At 65.3% G+C, this 24,234-nt stretch carries 25 protein-coding genes; 14 read left to right on the top strand and 11 right to left on the bottom strand.

Translation table 11 applies throughout. The features are described 5' to 3' along the window. Positions 1-13: 13 nt before the first annotated feature. Positions 14-1,006 carry a chemotaxis protein CheB gene (locus tag ACTJLC_RS18550; protein WP_440844814.1) on the top strand — a complete coding sequence of 331 codons (993 nt, stop codon included), beginning with the start codon at positions 14-16 and terminating at the stop codon, positions 1,004-1,006. A 51-nt stretch (positions 1,007-1,057) separates the two neighbouring features. On the opposite strand, the gene ACTJLC_RS18545 is transcribed toward ACTJLC_RS18550, so the two are convergent. The 3 genes from ACTJLC_RS18545 to ACTJLC_RS18535 form a co-directional block, all read right to left on the bottom strand. Beyond that, complete coding sequence (locus ACTJLC_RS18545) at positions 1,058-2,302, bottom strand: phosphatidylserine decarboxylase family protein (protein WP_310313650.1); 1,245 nt, start codon at positions 2,300-2,302, stop codon at positions 1,058-1,060. An 84-nt stretch (positions 2,303-2,386) separates the two neighbouring features. Next, positions 2,387-4,192 carry an HAD hydrolase family protein gene (locus ACTJLC_RS18540; protein WP_310313648.1) on the bottom strand — a complete coding sequence of 602 codons (1,806 nt, stop codon included), beginning with the start codon at positions 4,190-4,192 and terminating at the stop codon, positions 2,387-2,389. Between the two features lie 57 nt (positions 4,193-4,249). Continuing rightward, the gene (locus ACTJLC_RS18535) at positions 4,250-5,350 is read right to left on the bottom strand and encodes a glycosyltransferase family 4 protein (RefSeq protein WP_421375724.1); all 1,101 of its coding nucleotides are present in this window, start codon (positions 5,348-5,350) and stop codon (positions 4,250-4,252) included. 195 nt (positions 5,351-5,545) lie between these two features. Between ACTJLC_RS18535 and ACTJLC_RS18530 the strand changes: the two genes are divergently transcribed. Continuing rightward, positions 5,546-5,761 (top strand): HlyU family transcriptional regulator, encoded by a 216-nt coding sequence (locus ACTJLC_RS18530; RefSeq protein ID WP_154873042.1) that lies wholly within the window; start codon positions 5,546-5,548, stop codon positions 5,759-5,761. Between the two features lie 43 nt (positions 5,762-5,804). Here ACTJLC_RS18530 and ACTJLC_RS18525 read toward each other — a convergent pair whose 3' ends face one another. The 8 genes from ACTJLC_RS18525 to ACTJLC_RS18490 all read right to left on the bottom strand — a co-directional run bounded on the left by ACTJLC_RS18525 (position 5,805) and on the right by ACTJLC_RS18490 (position 13,276). Further along, positions 5,805-6,404, bottom strand: coding sequence for a ParB/Srx family N-terminal domain-containing protein (locus tag ACTJLC_RS18525; RefSeq protein WP_310313643.1), 600 nt, complete (start codon positions 6,402-6,404; stop codon positions 5,805-5,807). Positions 6,405-6,519: 115 nt separating this feature from the next. Then, positions 6,520-7,455, bottom strand: coding sequence for a YihY/virulence factor BrkB family protein (locus ACTJLC_RS18520; protein ID WP_310313640.1), 936 nt, complete (start codon positions 7,453-7,455; stop codon positions 6,520-6,522). Between the two features lie 194 nt (positions 7,456-7,649). Beyond that, the gene (locus tag ACTJLC_RS18515) at positions 7,650-8,027 is read right to left on the bottom strand and encodes a GtrA family protein (RefSeq protein WP_073428869.1); all 378 of its coding nucleotides are present in this window, start codon (positions 8,025-8,027) and stop codon (positions 7,650-7,652) included. Positions 8,028-8,046: 19 nt separating this feature from the next. Beyond that, positions 8,047-8,781 (bottom strand): class I SAM-dependent methyltransferase, encoded by a 735-nt coding sequence (locus ACTJLC_RS18510; protein ID WP_310313637.1) that lies wholly within the window; start codon positions 8,779-8,781, stop codon positions 8,047-8,049. A gap of 15 nt (positions 8,782-8,796) precedes the next feature. After that, positions 8,797-9,846 carry a glycosyltransferase gene (locus ACTJLC_RS18505; protein WP_154873038.1) on the bottom strand — a complete coding sequence of 350 codons (1,050 nt, stop codon included), beginning with the start codon at positions 9,844-9,846 and terminating at the stop codon, positions 8,797-8,799. Positions 9,847-9,904: 58 nt separating this feature from the next. Further along, positions 9,905-11,179, bottom strand: coding sequence for a glycosyltransferase family 87 protein (locus ACTJLC_RS18500; protein ID WP_310313634.1), 1,275 nt, complete (start codon positions 11,177-11,179; stop codon positions 9,905-9,907). Next, positions 11,176-12,417, bottom strand: a complete 1,242-nt coding sequence (locus ACTJLC_RS18495) for a glycosyltransferase family 87 protein (protein WP_310313631.1) — start codon at positions 12,415-12,417, stop codon at positions 11,176-11,178. Before ACTJLC_RS18495 ends, ACTJLC_RS18500 begins: the two co-directional genes overlap by 4 nt. A 691-nt stretch (positions 12,418-13,108) precedes the next feature. Then, positions 13,109-13,276, bottom strand: coding sequence for a hypothetical protein (locus ACTJLC_RS18490; RefSeq protein ID WP_440844808.1), 168 nt, complete (start codon positions 13,274-13,276; stop codon positions 13,109-13,111). Positions 13,277-13,497: 221 nt separating this feature from the next. On the opposite strand from ACTJLC_RS18490, the gene ACTJLC_RS18485 reads away from it, so the two are divergent. The 12 genes from ACTJLC_RS18485 to ACTJLC_RS18430 all read left to right on the top strand — a co-directional run bounded on the left by ACTJLC_RS18485 (position 13,498) and on the right by ACTJLC_RS18430 (position 24,234). Then, on the top strand, positions 13,498-13,668 hold the full coding sequence (locus ACTJLC_RS18485; RefSeq protein ID WP_073428874.1) for a Flp family type IVb pilin: 171 nt from the start codon (positions 13,498-13,500) through the stop codon (positions 13,666-13,668). A 108-nt stretch (positions 13,669-13,776) separates the two neighbouring features. Beyond that, the gene (locus tag ACTJLC_RS18480; protein ID WP_073428875.1) at positions 13,777-13,962 is read left to right on the top strand and encodes a Flp family type IVb pilin; all 186 of its coding nucleotides are present in this window, start codon (positions 13,777-13,779) and stop codon (positions 13,960-13,962) included. 27 nt (positions 13,963-13,989) lie between these two features. After that, positions 13,990-14,523, top strand: coding sequence for an A24 family peptidase (locus ACTJLC_RS18475; protein ID WP_310313627.1), 534 nt, complete (start codon positions 13,990-13,992; stop codon positions 14,521-14,523). A 90-nt stretch (positions 14,524-14,613) separates the two neighbouring features. Continuing rightward, the gene (locus ACTJLC_RS18470) at positions 14,614-16,011 is read left to right on the top strand and encodes an ATPase (protein ID WP_083081432.1); all 1,398 of its coding nucleotides are present in this window, start codon (positions 14,614-14,616) and stop codon (positions 16,009-16,011) included. 37 nt (positions 16,012-16,048) lie between these two features. Beyond that, entirely contained in the window at positions 16,049-16,882 is an 834-nt protein-coding gene (cpaB, locus tag ACTJLC_RS18465) for a Flp pilus assembly protein CpaB (RefSeq protein WP_073428878.1), read from the top strand. A 104-nt stretch (positions 16,883-16,986) separates the two neighbouring features. Next, positions 16,987-18,999 carry a type II and III secretion system protein family protein gene (locus tag ACTJLC_RS18460; protein ID WP_073428879.1) on the top strand — a complete coding sequence of 671 codons (2,013 nt, stop codon included), beginning with the start codon at positions 16,987-16,989 and terminating at the stop codon, positions 18,997-18,999. A gap of 21 nt (positions 19,000-19,020) precedes the next feature. Then, complete coding sequence (locus ACTJLC_RS18455) at positions 19,021-19,323, top strand: hypothetical protein (protein WP_073428880.1); 303 nt, start codon at positions 19,021-19,023, stop codon at positions 19,321-19,323. Positions 19,324-19,347: 24 nt separating this feature from the next. Next, positions 19,348-20,601, top strand: a complete 1,254-nt coding sequence (locus tag ACTJLC_RS18450) for a pilus assembly protein TadG-related protein (RefSeq protein ID WP_310313622.1) — start codon at positions 19,348-19,350, stop codon at positions 20,599-20,601. Positions 20,602-20,639: 38 nt separating this feature from the next. After that, positions 20,640-21,149 carry a TadE/TadG family type IV pilus assembly protein gene (locus tag ACTJLC_RS18445; RefSeq protein WP_084561398.1) on the top strand — a complete coding sequence of 170 codons (510 nt, stop codon included), beginning with the start codon at positions 20,640-20,642 and terminating at the stop codon, positions 21,147-21,149. Continuing rightward, complete coding sequence (locus ACTJLC_RS18440; RefSeq protein ID WP_154873032.1) at positions 21,146-21,610, top strand: TadE/TadG family type IV pilus assembly protein; 465 nt, start codon at positions 21,146-21,148, stop codon at positions 21,608-21,610. The genes ACTJLC_RS18445 and ACTJLC_RS18440 overlap by 4 nt, the downstream gene beginning before the upstream one ends. 26 nt (positions 21,611-21,636) lie before the next feature. Then, positions 21,637-22,845, top strand: a complete 1,209-nt coding sequence (locus ACTJLC_RS18435; RefSeq protein WP_083081441.1) for an AAA family ATPase — start codon at positions 21,637-21,639, stop codon at positions 22,843-22,845. 21 nt (positions 22,846-22,866) lie between these two features. Next, positions 22,867-24,234 (top strand): CpaF family protein, encoded by a 1,368-nt coding sequence (locus ACTJLC_RS18430; RefSeq protein ID WP_073428885.1) that lies wholly within the window; start codon positions 22,867-22,869, stop codon positions 24,232-24,234.

Genomic DNA, 24,234 nt, shown 5'->3' with positions numbered 1-24,234 from the left:
ACATAAGGCCGACATGACTGCAAAAAGAGTCGTCGTCGTTGGAGCCTCCGTTGGAGGTCTCGCGGCACTGAAAACGCTGGTGGGATCCTTGCCGCCCGACATGGACGCGGCCGTGCTGATCGTGATGCACATCGGCAGTTGGGACAGCGTGCTGCCTCAACTGTTGCAGAGGGAGACCGCGTTGCGCGTCGCCGATACGCGGGATGGCGAGGCGGTGCTGCCGTCGACGGTCTACGTCGCGCCGCCCGACCGTCATATGCTGATTCATCAGACCCGCGTGCGGCTCTCGCACGGCCCCAAGGAAAACTTCGCCCGGCCGGCGATCGACCCGCTGTTCCGCTCGGCCGCCGTCGAATACCGCTCGCGCGCGATCGGCGTCGTGCTCACCGGCGATCTGGACGACGGCGCAGCCGGCTTGCGCGCGATCACGGCCGCCGGCGGCGTCGCGATGGTTCAGGACCCGGCCGACTGCGTCGCCCCGTCGATGCCGCGCAGCGCATTGCGGGCCACCCGCGTCGACGTCATCGCGCCGATCGACAGGCTCGGCGATGCGATCGTTGCCGCGGTGAAGGCCCCCGCACCCGAGAACCCGACGATGGAACACTCGACCGACAAAGCCGCGCTGGAAAGCCGCATCGCGCTGGGCCTGCGCTCCGAGCCCGCCGATCTCGATGCGATCGGCAAACGCAGCGCGCTCACCTGTCCGGAATGCGGCGGCATCCTGTGGCGGCTCGACGATGGCGAGCCGCTGCGCTTCCGGTGCCATACGGGCCACGCCTTCTCCGAACTCTCGCTGGCTCATGCGCAGAAAGACGGCACGGAAGACGCGCTGTGGGCGTCGATACGCCGCTTGCAGGAACGCGTGGTTCTGCTGCGCGAAGCGCTCGCTCACAGCGAGAAGCACGGCCACGGCAGCACCGCGCCGCTGCGCGCGAGCCTGCAGCGGCTGGAGTCGGCAGTGAGCGCCGTGCGCAGCATCGCGCAGACGGCGGCCGAAATCGATTGAGCGCGCCTCTCCGGCCACGCGCTTTCGCAGCGCTGCCGCGGTGCTATCGCGCTATCGCGCTGTCGCGAGATGCGCGTTGACCCGGATCGGCTGCGCGTTGTCGAAAGGCGGTTGCACGACGAAGCCGCGGATCACGTCCGGTTCGAATATCAGGCAGTAGGTCGAGCCGCCATACTGGAAGAAGCCCAGTTCCTCGCCCTTGCTCACGTGCTGGCCTGGGAACACGTCGATCATGCACGACGACACCTCGGCCATGCCGACGAAAACGCAGGCCACCTGCCCGATCGCCGGATCGTCGCAGTCGATCACGATCACGGCGCGCGCGGCGACCGCCGTGGTGTAGCCCTGCGAATCGTTCAGCCCGCCGGGGTCTTCGCCTTCCGACTCCGCGTCCGAATAGTAGGTCCCATCCACCTGGTACGCTTCACGAATCGTTCCGGCAACGGGCGCATGCCAACGGTGATAGTTGAATGCGCTGAGGAAAGCCTGATAGATCGAGCCGCCGACGAAGCGCTCGGCGAGCTCGCGCGGGCTGCGTTCGAGAATTTCCCTGACCGAGTACGGCTGCGACTTCAGCCAGAAACTGTCCTCGAACCTGATGCCGTGCCGCACTTCATACGGCGATGCCTCGCAGGCGCTCACGATGATCTTGCTATCCGCCGCTTCGGCGAGCGGGCGCGCGCCGGGCTTGAACTGGCGGGTAAAAAAGCTGTTCCATGAGGCAAAGCCCCAATGCGGTTCGTGCGGATCGCACAGGAACTGCGAGATCCCCAGCCGCCGTTGCGCCTCCTCGCAGAACCATCCATCCGGCGAGTCGTTCAGGTGCATTCTCGAATGCGGCCCGCTCAGGAAACCGCACCACACGTTGAGAACGCGCTTGAGTCGCGCGTTGAACGCCGGGTCGCGAAACACGGCATACCCCGAGGGCATGCACATCGGCCAGTCGAGCAGCGCGTTGAGCGGACAGTGAATCAGGCTCGACTCGCTGAAGGGCGGCGCATACGTCGTCACGTAGTCGATGATGTCGATCAGCTCGCCGATCGTCGAATAGCCGAGTTCGTAGCCGGCCGACTGCGCCTGGTCGATCGCCCGGCTCAGATTCATTCGCAGCACCGTGTCGCCTTCGATCAACGCACGCAGTTCATCAACCACGTGGGTGCGCGGCGCGCTGGCCGCGCGTTGCCGCGCCCGCCGCGCGAGTTCCTTCCTGAACGCGACGAGTTCGGCTTCCTTATCGGGCAGCCATCCGCCGAGGCGGCGCCGTTGTTCGAGCGGTTTCTTCGATTCACTGGTCATCGGCTGGCTCCGGCAATGAGATTGCCGAGGCGCTGCAAAATCCATTCCCCGCATGGCGATGCGCTTGCGGCTGAGCGCTGAAATCTAACGGCGCGTTTGTGTATTTTCGCCCGCCGCCTGTCCCGTTTGCGTCGAACTGGACAGTATGGCCGGCAGCGACGGATTTTCCGGCTGCGTATAGCGCGCCTGCACGGCGGCTCGAATCAAGTCGAGGCTCTCCGCCGGGCTGAGGTGACGATCCCGTTCGATCTGCCGCGCCTCCTGCGCCAATTCGGCATCGCCGATTTCGTTCTCGAACCAGCGGGAATAATCGCCGCGCTCCAGATGGAATTGCCACGTCGCCGGGTCGACGCCCTCGGCGATCTCGAGGAACAGAATCAGATTGTGCGCACGCAGATTCAGCGCGCCTTGCGGGCCGCGAAAGTAAAAGCTGCGCTCGGGAATCAGCATCCCCTCGGCATACTTGCGGCGATGTCTGCGGCGATGCTCGTTGCCCGGTTCGAGCAGAACGACGCAAGGCGGCTGCGCCTCGTCGTCGATGCGCCACAACAACGCTTCGCCGGGTTTGGACGGCAACGCCGCGGATGTCGGCGCGGGACGGCCGACCGCCGCCGCGAATTGCGCCAATGCGGCGCGAGCGTCGCGCCCCATCGCGAGCACCGTGTTCACCTGGCGCAGGAACGCGGGCGACACCTGATCGGGCGACACCGTGATCGCGAGCGCGGTTTCGAGCGCCTCGGGAATCGTCTGCGCGACGCCCGCCCAATCCGCGGGAAACAGATGATGCGCTTCCTCGAACACCAGCCAATGCGGGCGGCCGGTTTGCAGACGCAATTGCTGGATGTGCAGCAGCAAGGCCGCGCAAAAGCCCGGCCGCTCATCCAGCGGCACCCGCAGCAAGTTGGCCGCGACAACCGGCACGCTGGGCCGCCGCAAGAGTTGCAATACCTCGTCGAGCGGCGGCGCGGTGTGCGCGTCGCCCACGGCGATGATGCTGTCGTCGCCGCCGTAGTCGCCCTCGGGATCGATGATGCACAACTGGCAGCCGGCGGCGGTCAACCGTTCGAGCAAGCCGGCGGTCGCGGTGGACTTGCCGCAGCCCGACTCGCCCACCAGCAACGCCATCGTGCCGTGCGCCGGGAAGCCGAGCGGCGCTTCGTCGGGCGCGTCGCGGCGCCGGCCGAGCGTCACCTGATTGCGCATCGCGGGGCTCGCATGGCTGCGCAGATCGTCGGCGACGAGCGCGTCGACCAACTCGGCGACACCCGCGCCGGCCGCCTGGCGCGTGACCCAGACCGCGTGTTCCTTCAGGGCCGGCAAGGCGTTCGCCACGGCCACCGGAAAACCGCATGCAGCGAGTAATGCATGGTCGTTCTCGGCATCGCCGATCGCGACCACGTTGAACGGCGACAGCGCGAGATCGTTCAACGCCGCTTGCAATCCGCTCGCCTTCGAGACGCCCGGCGCGACGATCATCACCGCGTCGCCGTTGAAAACGATCTGCAATTCGAGGCCGAGATCGCGAATGGCCGCGAGCGCGGTTTGTTCGTTGGGCCGCATCATCGCAACGAGCGTTTCGCTGACGCTGAAATCGCGCAGGCCGCGCTTGCGCAATTCTTCCGCGAAGCGCGGAGGCGGCGCGGGCGCGAGCAGGCGGCGTTCGCCGCTCGACGGGTCGTACAGTACGCCGCCGTTTTCCGCGACGACGCGCGAGAACACGTCGAGCCGCGGACAGATATTCAGAAGATCATCCAGTTCCCGTCCGCTGACGAGAATGGCTTGCCGCCCCGAGGCGCGCAGCCGGTCGAGCGCGGCCCAGGCCGCGTCGCCGACGCGGCCGTTGGAAGCGAGCGTGTTGTCGTAGTCGGTCGCAACGGCGAAAAATCGCATCCTCTTTCCTCCTTCGATTGACTCATTCGGTTCACTCATTCGACTCACTCATTCGACTTACTTAGGCGCAGCAGCGGCTTGCATCGGCGCGGGCATGTCCGCCTCGCGCGTACCGCGAGACTCGCCGGCTCTGCGCGCGTTGCGGAGTTCTTCATAGACGCCGAGGTATGCGTCGACCATTCGCTGAACCGTGAAGCGCCGCTCGAATTCCTCGCGGCAACGGACGCGGCTCAACATGCCGACACGCTTCACCGCCGCGACGGCTTCTTCGACCGAATCGACGATGAAGCCGGTCACGCCGTCCTCGATGATTTCCGTCACCGAGCCGTTGCCGAACGCGATCACCGGCGTGCCGCATGCCAGCGCCTCGATCATCACAAGACCGAACGGCTCGGGCCAATCGATCGGGAACAGCAACGCGCGCGCGCCGCCGAGCAAGTCGCTCTTGCCCGCGTCGTCGAGTTCGCCGCGAAAGCGCACGTGCGGCATGTCGAACAGGCGTGCGATGCGCTTCTCGTAGTAGTCGCGGTCGCCGTTGTCGATTTTCGCGGCGATCTCGATCGGCACACCGGCGCGCGCGGCAATCTCGATCGCCAGGTCGGGCCGCTTGGCCGGCGCGATACGGCCGAGGAATGCAACATGGCCGCCCGCTTCGGCGCGAAAGCGATACAGCCGCTCGGGCAAGCCATGACCGATGGTCGCGCGCCAGTTCGCCCACGGCACCGGCGCGCGCTGCGCGTTCGAGATGGAGACCAGCGGTATGTCGGCGAATTGGCGGTACAGGTCGGCCAGGCCGGGCACGTCCATGCGCCAGTGCAAGGTCGTCACGCTCGGGCAAACCAGCCGGCGCGCGAACGGGAAGCCGAGGTAATCGGTGTGGAAATGCACGATGTCGAACTCGGCGGAGCGCCGCACGACCTCTTCCAGCATCGCGAAGTGAAACGCCTGCGCGTCGGCGCTGTTCTCGATCAACCGCACGGCGCACGCGCTGCCGGGCACGAGGTGCGCAGCGGTGGACGAGTCGCCGCTGGCGAACAGCGTCACGTCGTGGCCGCGTTCGACGAGGCCGTCGGTCAGCCAGCCGACCACGCGCTCGGTTCCGCCATAGGCCAGCGGCGGCACGCGCTCGTACAACGGAGAAACCTGTGCGACTCGCATTCCGATTCCTTGCTGAAGGCCACCCATGCCGGCAACCGCGCATGGCGTGTGCCAGCGACGCGGGCGGTGCGATGCCCCGAGCGAAGCGCGGATGCCGCGAGTCGGTGGAAAAAGATACGCGTCAGCGGTGAAGAGCCGTGACGGGCGCAACGTTTGCTGCGCCAACACGTATCGCAACAGCACGGCGGGGAAATAATGGAATTCGACTACAAGGATTTTCATATCGACGCCACGCCGTTGAGCGAAGGCGGCCACTACTTCGCACGCGCGAAACTGTTGCGCCGCTCCGCCGACGGCACGCAACTGGTCGAGCAGAAATGGTCAGGCGACCTGGGGCAGTTTCCTTCGGAACGCGATGCGATGGAATACGCGCGGCGCTGGGCAATCGAATGGGTCGATGAAAACGGTTGAGCGCGGGTTAGGCGCGGGTTAAGCGGTAGCGCGCAATGAAGCCCTACTGATCGCGATTGCCGATGAACCCCGGCAGCGCTCGCGCCGCGTCGCTGCGCGCGGCTTTTATCGAGGCCAGAAGCGCGCTCGTGAAAGCAACGGTGTCGCTTCCTTCCAGTTGCACGGCGCCGCGGATGAAGTCCGTCCAGATGAAGCTGCTGCACGTCGCGTGAGCTTTGCGATAGGCGCCGGCGCGCCTCGTCAACGCCGCAAGACTTTGATACGGATCGTCGCGCATCAGTCCGACCGTGACGGGAAGATCGCTGGCGTCGCGACGCCGCCCGAATTCGTCATAGGGATGCAGCCAGCTTCTTTCAGCGAGCGCGGTCCAGATGCCGTTTGAGCAATCCGTGGGCAAGTGCGCCACGATCTCGACGGGAACCTTCTCGATGCCGCAGTCATGCCAGGCCCGCGCCCAATGATGATGATCGACGATATGCAAGGAGCCGTCCGCGGCGCGCGCGCACTTGATCGCGTGCTTTTCCATGAAGCGCTTGCGCGCGCCGTCCTCCATCCGCCGCATGATGTCGATCTTGACGGCGACGTAGATCAGACCCACCGTTATCTGCGTCGGTCTTAAGAGGATCAATGGTAGCCAGAGCATCGCGGGTTTCATTCGTGTTACGCCGTGATCTATCGCCTGTCATGCAAGCAACGTTTAGCCGATGCCGGGTTTCCCGCCCGACGCCATGCAGCGCGAGCGACGGCGCGCCCGGCCGTCACCCGTGAGCGCTGCCCGTTACCTTGCCGGGAGGTTTTTTCGCATTCTGTCGATCGTCGCGAGGGTCGCGGCGCTCGCCCATCGCGGCGGCTATCTCCGCGCCGAGCAGGAATACGGCCGCCGAAAAGTAAAGCCACATCATCAAGACCGCAAGCGAGCCCGCCGCGCCGAATGAGTTCGCCGTGCCCGCATAAGCCAGATAGATGCCGAAGAGCCGCCGTCCCACGGTGAAGAGAACCGCCGATACCGCCGCGCCGCTCAATGCCTGAGTCCACCGCACGTGCGTATCCGGAAGCCAGCGCAATAGCGCGGCGAAGGCGGCCCATAGCACGAGCAAGCCGAACACGGTCTGCGCGATCTGCGCCGCGACGGCCAGCGGCGAGTCACCGAGTATCCGATGTCCGACATAAGCGATCGCCGCATCGAGCACGAGCGAGACGACCAGCAGGAAGCCGACGCCGAGCACCAGGCCCACTGAGATGAGCCGCGCCCGCACGAGCAGCGCGAGCCCCGCCATGCCCGAACGCTGTCGCGCTGAGAAAACGACATCCAATGCGGTGTTCAGCGAACTGAAGGTGGCCGACGCGCCGACGATCAGCAGCCCCGTCGACACGAGCGCGGCGAGACCGCCGCCGCTCGCGCGATGAGCATGTTCGACAATGGTTTGCATCGCCATTGCCGCGTCCTTGCCCATGACGTCGCGCACTTGTGCGAACAGCCTGCCGCTTGCGGCCGACTCGCCGAAAAACCAGCCGGCCACCGTCAGCACGATGAGCAGCGTCGGCGCGAGCGAGAAAGCCGAATAGAAGCCGATGCTCGCGGCGAGTGTCGTGCAGCGGTCCGATGAAAAGCGTTTGAGCGCCGTTAGGGCGACGCCCCGCAAATTGCGTGTGCCTCCTGGCTTGTGCGCGAATTGCAGCGGTCTCGAAGTCATGGCGCGGCTCACTGTCTAGCGGTGGAAAGGGCGAGCCGCCTGGCACCCCCGCGCACCGCTCGTCCGGATCATGACGGATACGATCGCTCCGGGGCCGCGCCTCGCCTCCACCTGGCTGGCAGGCGAGCATCCCGCATGCCCGCCGCGCGAAGCCGGCGCTGAAGACCAACGAGATAAGCGCGCGCCGCCGCGCGCTAGCGATACGTCCAGCGACGGTGCGTGAGAAAGGAAAGCGGCGTGACCGCGCAAACCACGAGAGCAATCCCGATCCACGGCCCCGCTCCCGCAACTTGCGCGAGCGTCGATACAAGGCCGGTCAAAGCCGCACCGCCGAGCGACACGGCGATGAATCGCCAAACGTTGCGCACGCGAAGCGACGACGAAAAGCTCCACAGCGTATTCACCAGATACGACCAACAGGTCGCGCAGGCGAACGCCACTGTGTTGGCGAGCGTCGGCGAGACACCGGCGCGCGAGATCAACACCACGGCAATCGCGATATGCAGGCCTGTCGCCGAGAGTCCGCATACGCCGAAGCGCATCAGCCGTATCAACTCCGTGCGCTTCGTCATGGGTGCTTCACCCTGTGCGTCACTTCGCGCTCAGCACGGCGAGCAGCGACACGCCGCACGGCAATGCGCCGCGTGAAACCCAGTGACGCTCGGCGCTGAAGATCCGGTAAAGCAGCGTGTTCAGCGCACTCGACGGCACGGCGTCCCCGCTCGACTCGCCGCGTCTGAACAGGCGATCGACAAAACGCACGGTAATCGCGAGCGGAAGCAGCAGCGTGTTGAAGTACGTGATGCGCTCGATGCGATACCCCGCTTTTGCGGCGCACGCCGCCAGCGTCGCCCGGCTGTAGCGTCGATGGTGATGGAGATGCACGTCGTGCGCGCTCCATAGCCATTGATAGGCCGGCACCGTCACCACGACCTTTCCGCCCACGGCCAGCACGTCCCGCATGCGTTCGAGCGAAGCGACGTCGTCGGCGATGTGTTCGAGGCAATCGAAAAAGCAGATCAGATCGAAGCGTTCGCCGTGGAACGGCAGATCGTCGGGGCATCGCCCGGCACGGATGTCGAAACGCGCGCCGGTGCTTTGTGCGGTCAGCCTGCGCGCCGTTTCGTCCATTTCCATTCCGCTCACGCTGCCGAATCCGGCCAGCATGTCGAGGTTGCCGCCGGTGCCCGAACCCACTTCGAGCACGCGCGCACGCGACGGCAACGCGAGGCGGCGCAACACCGAACGCAACACGTCGCGCCGGCCGCGAAACCACCAATGTTCGGACTCGGTCTCGGCCATCTGAAGATAAGCGTCGGGGGACATGATTCGCGCCTCCGTTCAGCGGCTCGCGAACCGCACGCGCTTGCGTGCCGCGTCGATCCGTACCATGTTCGACGCGCGCGAACCGTTGCGCCCGACCGGCAGCGTGCTGATCTTGCTGTTCTCCTGATAGCGGCGGCGCACGAGATAGACCGGCCGCCCCTTCGTCTCGTAGTAGATGCGGCCAATGTATTCGCCGACCACGCCGATGCCGATCAACTCGATGCCGCCCATGAACAACATCACGGAAAGCAATGACGCATAACCCGGCACGGGATTGCCGAGCCACAGCGTGCGGCCGATGATGAACCCGCCGTACACGAAAGCCACGGTCGCGATCGCGAGACCGATATAGGTCCAACTGCGCAGCGGCACGGTGCTGAAACTCGTGATGCCTTCGAGCGCGAAATTCCACAAGCGCCATCCGGAGAATTTCGAACGGCCCGCGCTGCGCGGTTCGCGTTGATACTCGACGATCACGGTGCGATAGCCGACCCATGCGAAGAGCCCCTTCATGAAGCGCCGCCGCTCCGGCAAATTGCGCAGCGCGTTGACCACCTGACGGTCCATCAAGCGGAAATCGCCGACGTTTTCCGGCAGCTTCACTTCGGAAAGCGCATTGTGAACGCGATAGTAGATCGAGGCGGCGGTGCGCTTCGCGAACGTATCGCATGCGCGGTTGGCCCGCTTGGCGGCCACCACTTCCGCGCCTGCGCGCCAGTGTTCGATCATCACCGGAATCAGGCTCGGCGGGTCCTGCAAATCCGCGTCGATGGGAATCACCGCGTCGCCCCACGCTTCGTCGATGCCGGCCGTCAACGCGGCCTCCTTGCCGAAGTTGCGCGTGAGGTCGATCACGCGTATGCGCGGGTCGCGCACGCTGGCGGCGATGAGTTTGTCGAGCGTGCCGTCGTTGCTGCCGTCGTTGATGCAGACGATTTCGAAGCGCGTCGATTCGATGCCTTCGAGCACCGGAACGATCTCGCTAAAGAAATGGCCGACTGCCTCGCCTTCGTTGTAGAACGGCACCACCAGTGAAATCAATGGAATATTGTTATGTTCAGACATCATGACCTCCCCGTAATTCTGATTTGACGCCTCGTGCGGATGAGCCGTTACTCGTCCCTCATTCGTCCACGTAAGCTTGCAAGACCGGCGCCGCGCGCCGTTCGACCGCGATGCGCCCGACCAGCATCGCGAGCGTGGTGAGCGAGATCAACGGCATGAACTGGAACGGCCCCATGGCGACGATCAGCATGCCGGCAAGCGGCGCGATCCACAGGACCACCAGCCATTCGCGTTCGCCGCGCCGCCAGCCTTCGGCCAGCGCATGCCGGCAATACCACGCGATCAACACGCCATACCAGGCGAGGTCGTAGTCGTAAAGATAGGGGCTCACGAGCAGGCTCGCGCAGACCAGCGTGGCGGCGCGCAGCGCGTGCGAGCTTTCGCGTCCCCATGCGTAGCAGACCGCCGCCGCGGCGAGCAGCGCACACGCGCCCTGCGCCGCATAAGCGAGCAGCGCGGGAGCGTGCAGCAGCGTCGCGAGCGCGAAGAGGGTCGGCATGCGGGCGAGCGTCGCGTGCGCCGATTCGATGCTGTAGGTGGCGATCCCCGTGTTATGCAGGAATGCGCCCAGCGTGCCGGTGCCGAATGCGAGCAGCGCGAAGCCAAGTGTGGCCCCCGCCGTCACCACCATCGCGGCCAGCGCGCGCCACGAACGAGAGCACAGCAGCGCCAGCGGAAACAGCACCACCAGTTGCGGCTTCATGCACAAGAGGCCGAAGCAGATGCCCGCCGCGACCGGGCGGCGACACAGCCACGCGAGGCCGCATCCGGCGAGCGCGGCCGTCAGCAAACCGTTTTGCCCGACGGTGATGACGAACAGCGCGCCCGGAAAGAACAGCGCGGGCAGAAGGGCCTGCCGGTCCGGCAAGATCGTGCGAATCGTCTTGACGAACAGCAGATACGCGCCGCCGAGCCACACCGCCGCCGCCAGCTTATAAGGAAGCAGCGCGAGCGGAACGATCATGAGCAGCGCATTGGGCGGGTACAGCCACGGCAGGATGCCGTCGACCGTGGCGAAATGCGGCATCGCGCCGATCTCGATCAGCGAAAGCGCGTGCACGTTATAGGCGTCGACCGCATGCCCCTGGAGAGCCATGACCGCCGCGCTCCAGAACGGCAGGAAGTCCACCATGAGCGGACTGATCCCGCTCTGCGTGTTCAGGCGGAATAGATAGATCGCAACGAACAATGCGAAGCAGGCGAACATGACGAGCGGATAGAGCCGCAGCCGGTTTGCATTGAGCCAATGCGGACGCCGCCGCGGACCCGCCACCTGCAACGCGGGCAAAGGCCGTGACTTCGACGGCGCATGACGGAACGCGTGCGGATTCATGCCGTCACCTCCGTGTCGAGCCGCGCGCGCCGCACGATGACGAGCAGCACCAGCAGCAGCACCATCGGTCCGATTTGGGGCAAGTGAGTCAGGCGATTGAGGTATTCGTAGATCGGCAGCAGCCACGCGATCACCAGCATGGTCTGCTCGCCGCGCCGCCAGCCCTTTTCCAGACCGCTTACCACCAGGCAGGCGAGCGCGACGCCGAGCCACGTCAGTTCATAGAACCACAGGTAGGGATTGGCGAGCATCGTCGCCACGGCGATTACCGCGGCTCGCATGCGCAGGTCGGGCGTGCGCCGCCATACGTAACAGGTGGCTGCGGCAGCGATCAGCGCCACGCCGCCTTGCACGACATAAGCCATGACGATGGATGCTTCCGCGAGACGCATCGTGGCGAACGGCGTCGGAGACGCAAACCAGTACAGCATGCGGCTCTCCAGCACCATCTCTCGCGCGAAGCTGGCGCTGGCCATGAACGCGTGGAGCGATTGCGTGCCGCACACGAGGACGCTGACGCCCGCAAACGTGGCGGCGGTAATCGCGGCTGCGCCCATCGTCTTCCAGGCGCGCGTCGCGATCAGCACGATCGGGAACAACACGGCCAATTGCGGCTTGATCGCGAGCAAGCCGATGCAAATGCCGGCCAGTACCGGATTCTTCTCATTCCAGCGAACGGCGAACGCCATCAGCGCGGCGGTGAGCAGCGCGTTTTGTCCGACGACCGCCGCGATATACACACCGGGATACGCAAGCACGACGAGCGCCGCGATTCGCGGGCGATGGAAGTGCGCGGCGAGGCCGCTCACGCCGAGCGTGCCGATTGCGAAAAGCCATGCGCAAACGCCCATGAACAGCACATAGGAAACGACGTACGGCAAAAGGGCAAGCGGTGCGACGAGCAGCAGCAGCGTCGGCGGATAGAGCCACGGCAAAAAACCGTGATTGACGTATGCGCCGAATAGCGCCGACTCGGCGCGTGCAAACGTCGGATAGTCGTAGACGGCGGCCGGCGTGCCGTTCAGCATCATGTGCGACGCGGTCCAGAACACCGAAAAATCGATGCCCGGACGCGTGGTGTTATCCGCCATGAAGCCGTGACTGGTCCAGGCCCAGGCCGCCAATACGATGGCGCACACGACGAGCATCGCGCAGCTGTACAGCAGCACGCGCTCGCGAGTCAGCCAGCCGTGGATGCGACGGTCCGCATCGAGTGGTCCCCGATCTGCAAAGTACATGATCCCCGCCTCACATGAGGTCCGAATGTTTTTCTACTCATCCGGTCCATTCGTTTTTTTCTTTCTATTCCTAAGCTAACGAAGTGAACGTCGCGCGCTTACGGTCGATTCATTGTTGTAGGAAATATTCAGACTTTCAACCCATCGTTTTCCTGCCCAGCCGAGGCAGGTCCGAAATCAACCCCTCGAAGCGGAAATTCGACGCGATTTTGAGCGTGCCGAAGAGGTCATGTTTCACGCATGCAACGGTTTGGGCTGGCAAGCCGATTGAAAACCTCCCGATATCGACCGCCGAGGCGTTGAACTCGTCCCAGGGTAAATCGCTAGAAATTTTGCGCAGCGCCTTGATTGGCGGGCCTTTGCGGGTTTTTCAGCGTGGCCGGCCGGCACCCGAAAACGTCGCAGATCGGAGACAACCTGTGCTTCAGGAACGCAACCGAAGCGCGGGCGAATCGGCGTCAACGCCGTCTTTCCTGGCATTTGGGGTCGCTGGCCTGGAGCTTGCAAAGGGGAAAGCGCGGAAGTCGACGACGTGACGACCGATGCGATTCAGGCAGCAGCGACGAGCGAGAGCCTGAACCGCGACGGAAGTCAGCCACGGGGAAGTTCGTCCGCATGCGCTGCTGCAAGAACATCACAGCGCGTGTGGATGGAACAGAGGGTGGTCGCCGACTGACTAGCGGGCTCCAGCTCACACCGGAAGCCAATAACGAGCAACGAAGCAGAGGACCACGAGATGAAGAACCATCAAACCAAGCGGCGGACCCACCGTCGCAACAGCGACTCGAACGCTACGTTCCCTGCTGCCATTGCATCGATCGTCCGCGGCGCGCACCAACGCGCTGAAGGTGATCTTCATGGACCGTGCGCCAGGCCGATCGCCGCGCTCACGCTCCCCTATCCGTTTCCTCGCAAGGAATCCTCGGCCCCGCCCGGTTTGCACGCTCTTGCGCGCGCACCGACACGTCAGGTCTAGATTCGACGCCGGTTTTTTCCGTAGTGCCCTGTAGTTCCTTTGTAGTTCCTTCCCTCAGCCTGTTCAGGTCAAGGGCTTATTGTTGCCATCCAAAGGAGTTAGCCATGCAAAACATCATCGCCCAAGCCAAGCGTTTCGTTCGTGACGAAGATGGTGTCACCGCCATTGAATACGGACTTATCGCCGCGCTGATCGCGGTCGTCATCATCGGTGCGGTCAAGACCGTTGGCGAAAAGCTGGACTCAGTGTTCACCACGATCGGAAACGACCTGTGAGACGGGATTGACGGGTGAGCGGTTTTTCCGTCTCTCCCGTCTTCCTTAAGATCGTTGCGGGCCCGTTGCCAAACGGGACCCGGCAACGAACCCATTCAGGAGATCGCCATGCATGCATGGAGCGACGTAGTGAAGCAGCTTCTGCGAGACGAAGGCGGCGTGACTTCGATCGAGTACGCGTTGATCGCGTCGCTGATCGCGGTGACGGTCCTCGGCGCTGTCGCTTCACTGGGCAGCTCCGTGAGCGATCTCTATCAGCGCATCGCGACGAAGGTCGCGGCGGCGCTTGCATGAACGCAGAAGAACGAGACCGGACACGTCATGTTACTGCCGCCCCAACCCATTCCCGCATGCGTGATCGCGCTGGCCATCGTGACCGCCAGCACGGATATCACCAGCCGGCGCATTCCGAACCGGATCATCGCGCTCGGCCTCGCCGCCGCGCTGGTGGTGCAGCTCTGGCTGCAAGGCCCGCTTGCGGGCGGCGCGGACTGGTTGATGGGCGCGTTGACCGGCTTCGCGGTCCTGCTGCCGTTCTATCTGCTGCGCGGCATGGCGGCCGGCGACGTGAAGCTGCTGCTGACGATCGGCGCCTGGGTCGGACCGGCGCTGACCGTGCGCATCGCACTGGCGACGTTCGTCATCGGCGGAATCTGGTCGCTGTGGGTCGCCTTGCATCAAGGCCGCATGCGGCAGTTGCTCGTGAATCTCTGGTGCATGACGACGAGCGCGTGGCGCCCCGCACAACGGGCGAGGAATCGTGAGCATCTGCAGGTCGAATCGGTTGGATCACTGCCCTACGGCGTCGCCATTGCCGCCGGGACATTAGGTGTGTTGTTCGCATCGGCTGCGTAGCCGAGCAATCCGGGGTTGCCTTCGATACGAGGCAGCTAACAGCGGTACAGCCTGTAGCGCCAGTGGCAAACGGCGCTGGAGAAAAGAGCGATGAACCAGCACAACATCGAAAGCGCGACGCTTGCCCAGGTGACGCGCCTTCCCGAGCCGGCGCCCTCGCATGGGCGTCGCGCGGAGGAATCCGCCGTGTCGCTGCGCGCGCCGCGCACGCTGGCCGAAACGGGCTTGCCTCTGGAATTCGTGAGCCGCCTCGTGCTCAAGTCAGCGCTGCTGTACGGCAAGTCGAGCTTCGCCGAACTCGCCGAGCGGCACCGCTTGTCCATCGGCGTGCTCGATGAAGTGCTGGCCTTTCTCGTGCGCGAGCATCTGCTGGAGATCACGCACCGCGGCGCGACCGACATGGACGTGCAGGTTCGTCTCACGGACAGCGGCCGCACGCTCGCGCAGGACGACATGGCGCGCTGCCGCTATTGCGGCCCCGCACCCGTCGTGTTCGAAAGCTATGTGCAAAGCGTGCGCGAACATTCGGTGCGCTGGCTGCGCATCACGCAAGCGGAGGTGCGGGCGGCGTTCCACGGCGTGGTCATCGATCCGGCGCTGCTCGACGCCGCCGCCGCCTCGCTCAATGCGGGACGGCCCTTGCTGCTGCACGGCCTCGCGGGCAGCGGCAAGACCTTTCTCGCGGAGCGGCTCGGCCTGCTGTTGCGCGGCAATGTGCCGATTCCCTACGCGCTCTTCGTAGGCGGCGAAATCATTCAGCTTTACGACCCGCTCGTGCACCGCGACGCGCCCGAGCAGGAGCCGGCGTCGACCGCCGACCGGCGCTGGCGCATGTGCCGCCGCCCGGTGGTGATCTCCGGCGGCGAACTGACGCTCGAGGGGCTCGACCTGCGCTACGACGCCGCGGCCGGTTTCTATCAGGCGCCGCCGCACATGAAGGCGAGCATGGGTCTCTATATCGTCGACGACCTCGGCCGCCAGCGCATCGCGCCGCATGAACTGCTCAATCGCTGGCTGATGCCGCTCGATCGTGGCGTCGATCAATTCACGCTGCAATCCGGCTCGCGCTTCATGGCGCCGTTCGACGTCTGGCCGGTGTTCTCCAGCAACCTCACGCCGAGCGAATTCGACGACGCCTTCCTGCGCCGGCTCGGTTCGAAGCTGTACGTCGGCCCGTTATCGGTCGACGACTACCACGCGGTCTTCAACGCCCGCTGCGCGGCGCTGGAACTCACCGCGAGCCAGGCCGTATTCGATTACCTGTTGCACAACCTGCACTTCCCGAGCGGCAGACCGTTCCTCGCCTGCTATCCCGGCGACCTGCTCGATCTGTTTTCCGCCGCGGCGCACTACCGGGGCGCGGCGCGCGAAGTGACGGAAGAAGGACTGCGCGACGCCTGGCATAACTACTTCGGCATCGCGACCGACCACGACGCCTCTTACCCACCCACGGCCGACCGGCCGGGCCGACAGTTGGCCGCCGGTTGACCGGCAAGTGTCCAACGACCTACGCAGGAGTATCACCATGAAAAACAGTCGCGCTTTAGTCATGCTGGCCATCGCCGTCCTGGCGGGTCTCGCTGCCGTGGTCTTCGCCTCGCGGTGGCTGATGCAAACCTCGTCGAGCGCCATCACGCCGATCGCGGTCGCCGCGGGTGACGTCAATCTCGGCGAGCCGCTCAACGCCGGCCTGATCCGCACCGTCAACTGGCCGACGGGCAGCGTGCCGCCCGGCGCGTTCACCGATCCGAAAGCGCTGGAGGGCCGCGTCGTGCGCACGAGTCTCGGCCGCGGCGAGCCGGTGATCGAATCGAAGCTCGCGCCGATCGGCACCAAGGGCGGCCTGTCGGCCGTGATCGGCGAAGGCAACCGCGCGATCACGGTGCGCGTGAACGACGTGGTCGGCGTCGCGGGCTTCGCGCTGCCGGGCAATTACGTCGACGTGATCGTGAACACGCAGGAGCCGGGCAAGGCCGATCAGCAAAGCATCTCGAAGATCGTGCTGGAAAAGATCCTGGTGCTCGCGGTGGCGCAGCAGGTGAATCGCGACGATACCGCGCCGAAGGTCGTCAACGCCGTCACGCTCGAAGTCTCGCCCGTGCAGGCGGAAAAACTCGATCTGGCGCGCAGCGTCGGCACGCTCTCGCTCGTGCTGCGCAATCAGATCGACAAGGCCACGCTGCCGACCGTCGGCGCCACCAAATTCACCTTGCTCGGCACCTCCGCCGCCGTGCCCGCCTCGGCGCCGGCCGCCTTGCCGGTTCAGCCGGCGAAGGTGCGTTACGCCGCCCGGCCGGCCGTCAAGCGCGATTGCGTCGGCGTGCTCTCGGGTGTGCTGGGCAGTGTCGAATGTTTCTAAACCGGACGCGGCGGCATCCGCGAAGACGGAACGCCGCAGCTGACACCACCAAGCAAAGATCAGAAATCTCGATTCACAAGATGTCGGGAATGGGGGATGAAGAAATGAAAACGAAACTGGGGTTCTCATCCGGCGGCGCAAAGCGTGGCCGCTCGCTGGGTGGCGTCGTAGTCGCCTCGGCACTGTGCGCCGGATTACTGGTTGCGCAAGGCAGCATGGCGCAGGAAGCATTCGAGGGTCCGGCGCTCGCCAAAGCGCGGCCGAACACGCCCTTGCCGGGCGGCCGCGTGCCGGGGCAGATGATGCTCGCCGCGGCGCCGACGCCGGCCGGCGGATCGGCCGCGCCGCTGCGCGGCCCGGACTGCACCGGCGCGGTCCATGAGCAAACCAGCGTCGTCGTGCCGGTCGGCAAGTCGGCCCTGCTGCCGCTCGCCGAAGCGGTCCGCAACCGCACGCTCGGCAATCCGACGATCGTGCAGGCGACGCTGGTATCGCCCCGCACGCTGTACCTCGTCGGCATGGCGGTCGGCACGACCAACATGATCGTGCAGGGACGCAGCGGCAGTTGCCAGATCATCGACGTGATCGTCAACATCGACGCCAACGGCGTGCAGCAATCGCTCGGGCAACTGTTGCCCGCGGAGCGCGGCATCCGCGTGTCGACCGCGGCGGGCAACCTGGTGCTCGGCGGCCACGTGTCGAGTTCGCCGGCTGCCCAGCAGGCGATGGAAATCGCCAAGGCTCACGCGAGCGCCCAGCCCACGCAGCAATCGCAGAGCGGCACCGGCACGATGGGCAACGGCAACAATGTGGCCCAGCAAAGCTCGAGCACCAGCAAACCCGCCGACGTCATCAACATGATGGTGGTGGATGCGCCGCAACAGGTGATGCTCGAAGTGAAGGTCGCCGAGGTGTCGAAGACGCTCATCAATCAGATGGGCGCCGCATTCAACATTCAGGGCGGCTTCGGTTCATGGAGCGGCGCGCTCGTGAGCAATCTGCTGGCCGGCGTAACCAGCTTCGCCGCGGGCAACAAGGCGAACAACCGGCCGTTCGGCTTCGCGGTCGACGCGCAGAAGACCGACGACCTCGTGAAGATTCTCGCCGAGCCGAATCTGGTCGCGATCAGCGGACAGGAAGCCACCTTCCTCGCGGGCGGCAAGATCTTCATTCCGGTGCCGCAGAGCAGCAGCACGGGCGCGACGACCATCACGCTGCAGGAAGAAGAATTCGGCGTGGGCCTGAAGTTCACGCCGACGGTGCTCGCCAATGGCCGCATCAGCCTGAAGGTCGCGCCCGAAGTCTCCGAGCTCTCGCCGACCGGCATCACGCTCAGCGCGACCAACGTGAGCGGCGTGTCGATCCTGCCGCTCATCACGACACGCCGCGCGTCCACGGTCGTGCAGATGAGCGACGGCGAATCGTTCGCAATCGGCGGGCTCATGAAGAGCAACGTCACCGGCGCGCTGAAGGCGGTGCCCGGCATCGGCGAAATTCCGGTGCTCGGTGCGCTGGCCCGCAGCACGTCGTTCCAGCAGGACCTGACCGAGCTGGTGTTCATCATCACGCCGCACCTCGTCAAGCCGCTGCAGACCGCGGACTATCCGCTGCCGACCGACAGCTTCTCGCCGGCCAACGCGGTCGATGTCTACGCCACCGGCAACATGGAAGGCCGTCATCCGAAGCTGAAAGCGCCGGCAGCGACCACCGCGCCCAGCGCCGCGACGCCGGAGAACGCAGCGCCTGGCAATGTCACACCTGCCGCATCCGCCGCCGCGCCTGCCAACGCCACACCCGCCGCCGCGCCTGCTACCGCACCCGCTACCGCGCCGGCTTCCGTGAAGCCGCAAGCACCGCAGCCCACGCCCGCGCCGGCGCGTCAGGAACCGACGGAAACCGTGCTGCGGCAGCCCGACGCGCCACCGGTCACGTCGGCCGCGGTGCCGGCGACGACGGTCACCGTGGAACCGCTGGCGGAGACGCCGACGCCATCCGCCGACTCCGCGCAGGCCGCTCGCGCCGCCCGCATCGAAAGCGCGGCGGCACGGATCGCCGCGCGCACGGCGAAGCAGGAAGTCGCGAAAGCGGACGCTTCGAGCAGCGCGCTCCAACATTGATGTGATGCCAAGGGGAATCTCATGAAACACCAACACTTTGCTTTCGCACGCTGGACCGCGCTCATCGTGCCGGTCTGCGCGGCGCTCAGCGGTTGCATGACCAGCACGCCGATCTGGGATGCGCATATCGGCGAGGCGCTGAAAAGCGTCACCCAGGCGCAGATCATCGATCCGCACGCGGCGGAACACGCGCAAGCGGCACAGGGCGTGGACGGCAAGGCCGCGGCCTCGGCGATGAACACCTACGACAAGTCGTTTCAACAACCCGTGCCGACACCGAATGCATTCGTCATCGGCGTCGGCAGCGGGGGCGGCAGCCAGTAACGACACCATGCACCGGGGGGCGTCATGTATCGCGTAAAACAATCAGGGGGATACCGCGCGGCTCGCCGCGGCGAACGCGGCGCGGTATCGATCATCGTCGCGGTGTCGCTGGTGGCGTTGATCGGCTTCGTGGGTCTCGCACTCGATCTCGGCAAGCTGTACGTCGCCAAGAGCGAGTTGCAGAACAGCGCCGATGCCTGCGCGCTGGCGGCCGCGCGCGATCTCACCGGCGCCACCGTCAATCTGTCCGTGCCCGAGGCCGCCGGCATCACGGCCGGCCACCTCAACTACGCGCTGTTTCAAAGCGGCGCGGTGCAACTGACGACCGACAGCAGCGTGCTGTTCAGCGATTCGCTGAGCAACCCGTTCCTGCCGAAGAGCGCCGTCGCCAGCCCGGCGAGCATGAAGTACGCCAAATGCACGACGTCGAAGTCGAACATTGCGCACTGGTTCATCCAGGTGCTCGGCGCATTCACCGGCGCGACCATCGCCAACGCGACGGTTTCCGCTTCGGCGGTCGCGACTGTCGGCGCGGCGCAAACCACCTGCGCGATTCCGGTCTTCATCTGCAAGCCGGGGACGGAGGTCACGCCGCCCATCGTGGGCGCGAGCTATACGATCGGGCAGTGGATCGCGTCGAAAAGCGGCTCCTCGCCGGCAGACGGCCCCGGCAACTTTGGCTGGGCCGCCCTCGACGGCAGCAGCAATGCGGTCGCGATCAAGAACGAATTGACGGGGAATTTCTGCAGCCTGCCCGCGGTCGGCGCGAGCATCGGCTCGACCGGCAACAAGGTCGCCGACGCGGGTGCATGGAATACGCGCTTCGGCATCTACGGCACCTCGTTCAAGGGACCTCAGGACGGCGCACCGGATTTCACGGGATATGCGTACACGGAGACCACCTTTAGCTCAAAGTTCAACGCCTATAGCGACTTCGTCAGCAAGCGCAACACGTTTCAGAGCTATCAGGGCGACACGCTCTCCGGCGTCGACACCAAGGGCACGTACAGCGCCGGCAACTATCCGCTCGGCGCCGACCGGCGTCTCGCGCTCGCCCCCGAACTGGATTGCGGCACGCTGGCAAGCGCGCATCAGGCTCCGGTCGTGACGTGGGATTGCGTGCTGATGCTCGATCCGATGGGCTCCACCGGCACCGCCGGGCCTGTCCATCTCGAGTACCGCGGTTCGTCGTCGATGGCGGGAAGCCCGTGCGCGACCCAGGGCGTGCCGGGCTCCGGCAGCTCGGTCGGACCGCAAGTTCCCGTGCTGTTGCAATAGGGGCCGTCATGAAAAAACACTCTTCCCGTTTGGCGCGCATGCGCGGCGCGGCCGCGGTGGAATTCGCCATCGTGCTGATTCCGCTCGTCACGCTCGTGGCCGGCGTGGCCGAATTCGGTCACGCGATCTACCAGTACGAAGCGCTCACCAAGGCGACGCGCGACGCGGCCCGCTATCTGTCCACCTACCTGCCGACCGATAGCGCGTACCCGCTCGCGCAGGCTCAGTGCCTCGCCGTCTACGGCAGCACGACGTGCCCCTCGTCGGGCAGCGGAACCGAACTCGTGTCGGGCCTGACGACTTCGATGGTGGTCGTATGCGACAGCGCGCACACGAGCGGCTGCACCGATCCGTCCGACCCGCCGCAGTTCGCCAACGTCCCGACCTACGACAACGACAACGGCGTCGGCCCCTCGAACGCCGCCGGCAGCATCAACCTGGTCGAAGTGAAGATCGCCGGGTATCCGTACTCGCCGCTCCTCACCTACTTCAACCTGGTGGGCCTGACGTTCGGCAACATCGTTACCGTGATGAGGCAAGTGTCATGAACCCGCTACCGTTATCCGTATCGAGGCGGCTGCGCAAGCAGCGCGGCGCCGCCGTCGTGGAGTTCGCACTGGTTGCCGGCATTCTCTGCACGGTGCTGATCGGCATCTGCGAATTCAGCCGCGTGCTGTTTTACTGGAACACCGCGAGCGAGGCCGTGCGTCTCGGCGCGCGCACCGCCGTGGTGTGCGATGCCAACGCGGCGGTGATCAAGAGCAAGATGACCAGCCTATTGCCCCTGCTCGCCTCGTCCAACGTGAACGTCGCGTACACGCCGACCGGCTGCGACGCGGACCCCGCGACGGCGCGCAACACGTGCCGGCTCGTTACCGTCAGCATCAGCAACGTCAGCGTGCAAACCATGATTCCGTTCGTGCCGCTCACGCTCACGATGCCGCCGCTCACCACCACGCTGCCGCGCGAAAGCCTCGCGACGTCGACCGGCGGCACCGTCTGTCAATAACTTCCTATAACCAGGCCACCACGATCATGATCAACATTCTCATCACTTCGGAAGACGCCACGCGGCTCGCGCAAATCGTGCGCCTGATCGGCGAGTGCGGCAACTATCGCACCACGCGCGTGGCAGGCAGGCCGTCGTTGCTGATCGAGCGCGGCGACAGCCTGGACGCGTTCGACGTGCTGATCGTCGACGCCGCGTCGCTCGATGCCGCGGAGCTGCCGGTCGTCGCGAGGCTCTGCAGCGGGCGCACCCACGTCACCAGCATTCTGCTGATTCCCGACGCGTCGCCGCAGACGCTGATCGAAGCCATGCGCGCGGGCTTTCGCGACGTGCTGGGCTGGCCGCTCAATCGCGCCTCGCTCGGCGACGCGCTCTCGCGCATCGAGAGCCAGCGGGCGCTCAATGGCGCGCACGAGACGCAGATCGTTTCGTTCCTGTCCTGCAAGGGCGGCGCGGGAACCAGCTTCATTGCCAGCAACGTCGCGCATGCGATCTCCGAAACGCAAAAAAAGCGCGTGCTGCTGATCGACCTCAATCAGCTTTTCGGCGACGCCGCGTTTCTCGTGACCGAGGAAAAAGCGCCCTCCACGCTGCCGCAAATGTGCGCGCAGGTCGAGCGCATGGACGCGGCTTTCTTCGACGCCTGCCTCGTGCACGTGAGCGACACGTTCCACATCCTCGCCGGCGCGGGCGATCCGATCAAGGCGTCGGAGATCAAGGAAGAAAGGCTCGAATGGATCCTGGGCGTGGCCGTTCCGCGCTACGACATGGTGATCTTCGACCTCGGCCAGTCCGTCAACGCGCTGTCCATCCTCGCGCTCGATCGCAGCGACCAGATTCATCTCGTGCTGCAGGCAAGCATGCCGCACGTGCGAGCCGGCCGGCGTCTGCAGGAAATCCTCGCGTCCCTCGCCTATCCGGCCGACCGCACGCGGCTGCTGCTGAACCGCTACACGCGCCACGGCGAACGCGCGCGCGCCGCGCTCGAAGAAGTGCTCGGCATGCGGCCGTATCAGGTCATCCCGGAGGATACCGACACGGTATTGGAATCGGTGAATCACGGCGTGCCGATCACCAAGGTGAGCCGCACTAGCAGCGTGTCGCGCAGCCTGCTCGCGCTCGCCGGCAACATCGTCAGCCTCTCGGCGGGACCCGAAGGCAGCCGCGTCAAAAGCGAGCCGCTGCTGAGCCGCTTCTTCGGCCGCCAGCCGGCGCCGAAACTGAAGGCTATGTGATACACAACAGGGAGACACACCATGTCGCTGCGTGAACAGATTTCCGCTCAACGCGTGCAGCCGTTCGCCGAGCGCGAAAGCAGCCACCATTCGTCGAATCAGATGGCGCGGGGCGCTTACCAGAAGCTCAAACGCGAAATACATCAGTGCGTGCTCGAACGCGTCGAACTCGAACGTCTCGCGCGCTTGCCGACCGATCAGGTCCGCCAGGAGATCGGCACGCTCATCACGCGCATTCTCGAAGAAGAGAAAGCGCCGGCCAACGATTTTGAACGCCGCCAGCTGGTGATCGACGTGTACGACGAGATGTTCGGCTTCGGTCCGCTGGAAAGCCTGCTGCGCGATCCGACCGTGTCGGACATTCTGGTCAACACGTACCAGCACACTTACGTCGAACGCAAGGGTCGGCTCGAACTGACCGACGTGACGTTCTACGACGACACGCATCTGATGAAGGTGATCGAGAAGATCGTGTCGCGCGTCGGGCGCCGCATCGACGAATCGAGCCCGATGGTCGACGCGCGTCTGCCGGACGGCTCGCGCGTGAACGCGATCATTCCGCCCTCCGCGGTGGATGGACCGCTGCTCTCGATCCGGCGCTTCGCGGTCAATCCGTTGCAGGTCTCCGACATGATCGAGTTGCAAAGCCTGACGCCGCCGATGGCCGAGGTGCTCGATGCGCTGGCGCGCGCGAAGGTCAACGTGCTGGTGTCGGGCGGCACCGGCAGCGGCAAGACCACGCTGCTCAACGTGCTGTCGGGCTTCATTCCCGACGACGAACGCATCGTCACGATCGAGGACGCCGCCGAACTGCAGATGCGCCAGCAGCACGTACTGCGGCTCGAAACACGCCCGCCGAACATCGAGGGGCGCGGCGAGATCACGCAGCGCACGCTGGTGCGCAACGCGCTGCGGATGCGGCCTGACCGCATCATTCTCGGCGAAGTGCGCGGGCCGGAAGCACTCGACATGCTCAACGCGATGAACACGGGTCACGAAGGATCGCTCGCCACGATCCACGCGAATACGCCGCGCGATGCGCTCACGCGCCTCGAAAACATGATCAACCTCGGCGGCCTGTCGCTGCCGACCAAAACCATGCGCCAGCAGATTTCGTCGGCTATCTCGGTGGTGGTGCAGGCGGCCCGCCTGACCGACGGACGCCGCAAGATCGTCAGCATTCAGGAGATCACCGGCATGGAAGGCGACATCGTCAACATGCAGGAAATCTTCACATTCAAGCGGACCGGCATCGACGAAAACGGTTCGGTGCGCGGGTACTTTTGCGCGACCGGCGTGCGGCCCAAATTCGCCGAGCGCCTGCAGGCGTTCGGCATCAACCTGCCCGATCAAACCTACGATCCGGGACGGCACTTCGAAACCCGGTGA

The sequence above is a fragment of the Paraburkholderia sp. 22099 genome (assembly GCF_052045835.1).
GTDB lineage: Bacteria > Pseudomonadota > Gammaproteobacteria > Burkholderiales > Burkholderiaceae > Paraburkholderia > Paraburkholderia terricola.
The sequence above is the reverse complement of the archived record's forward strand: the minus strand, read 5'-3'. Positions and strand labels throughout refer to the sequence as shown.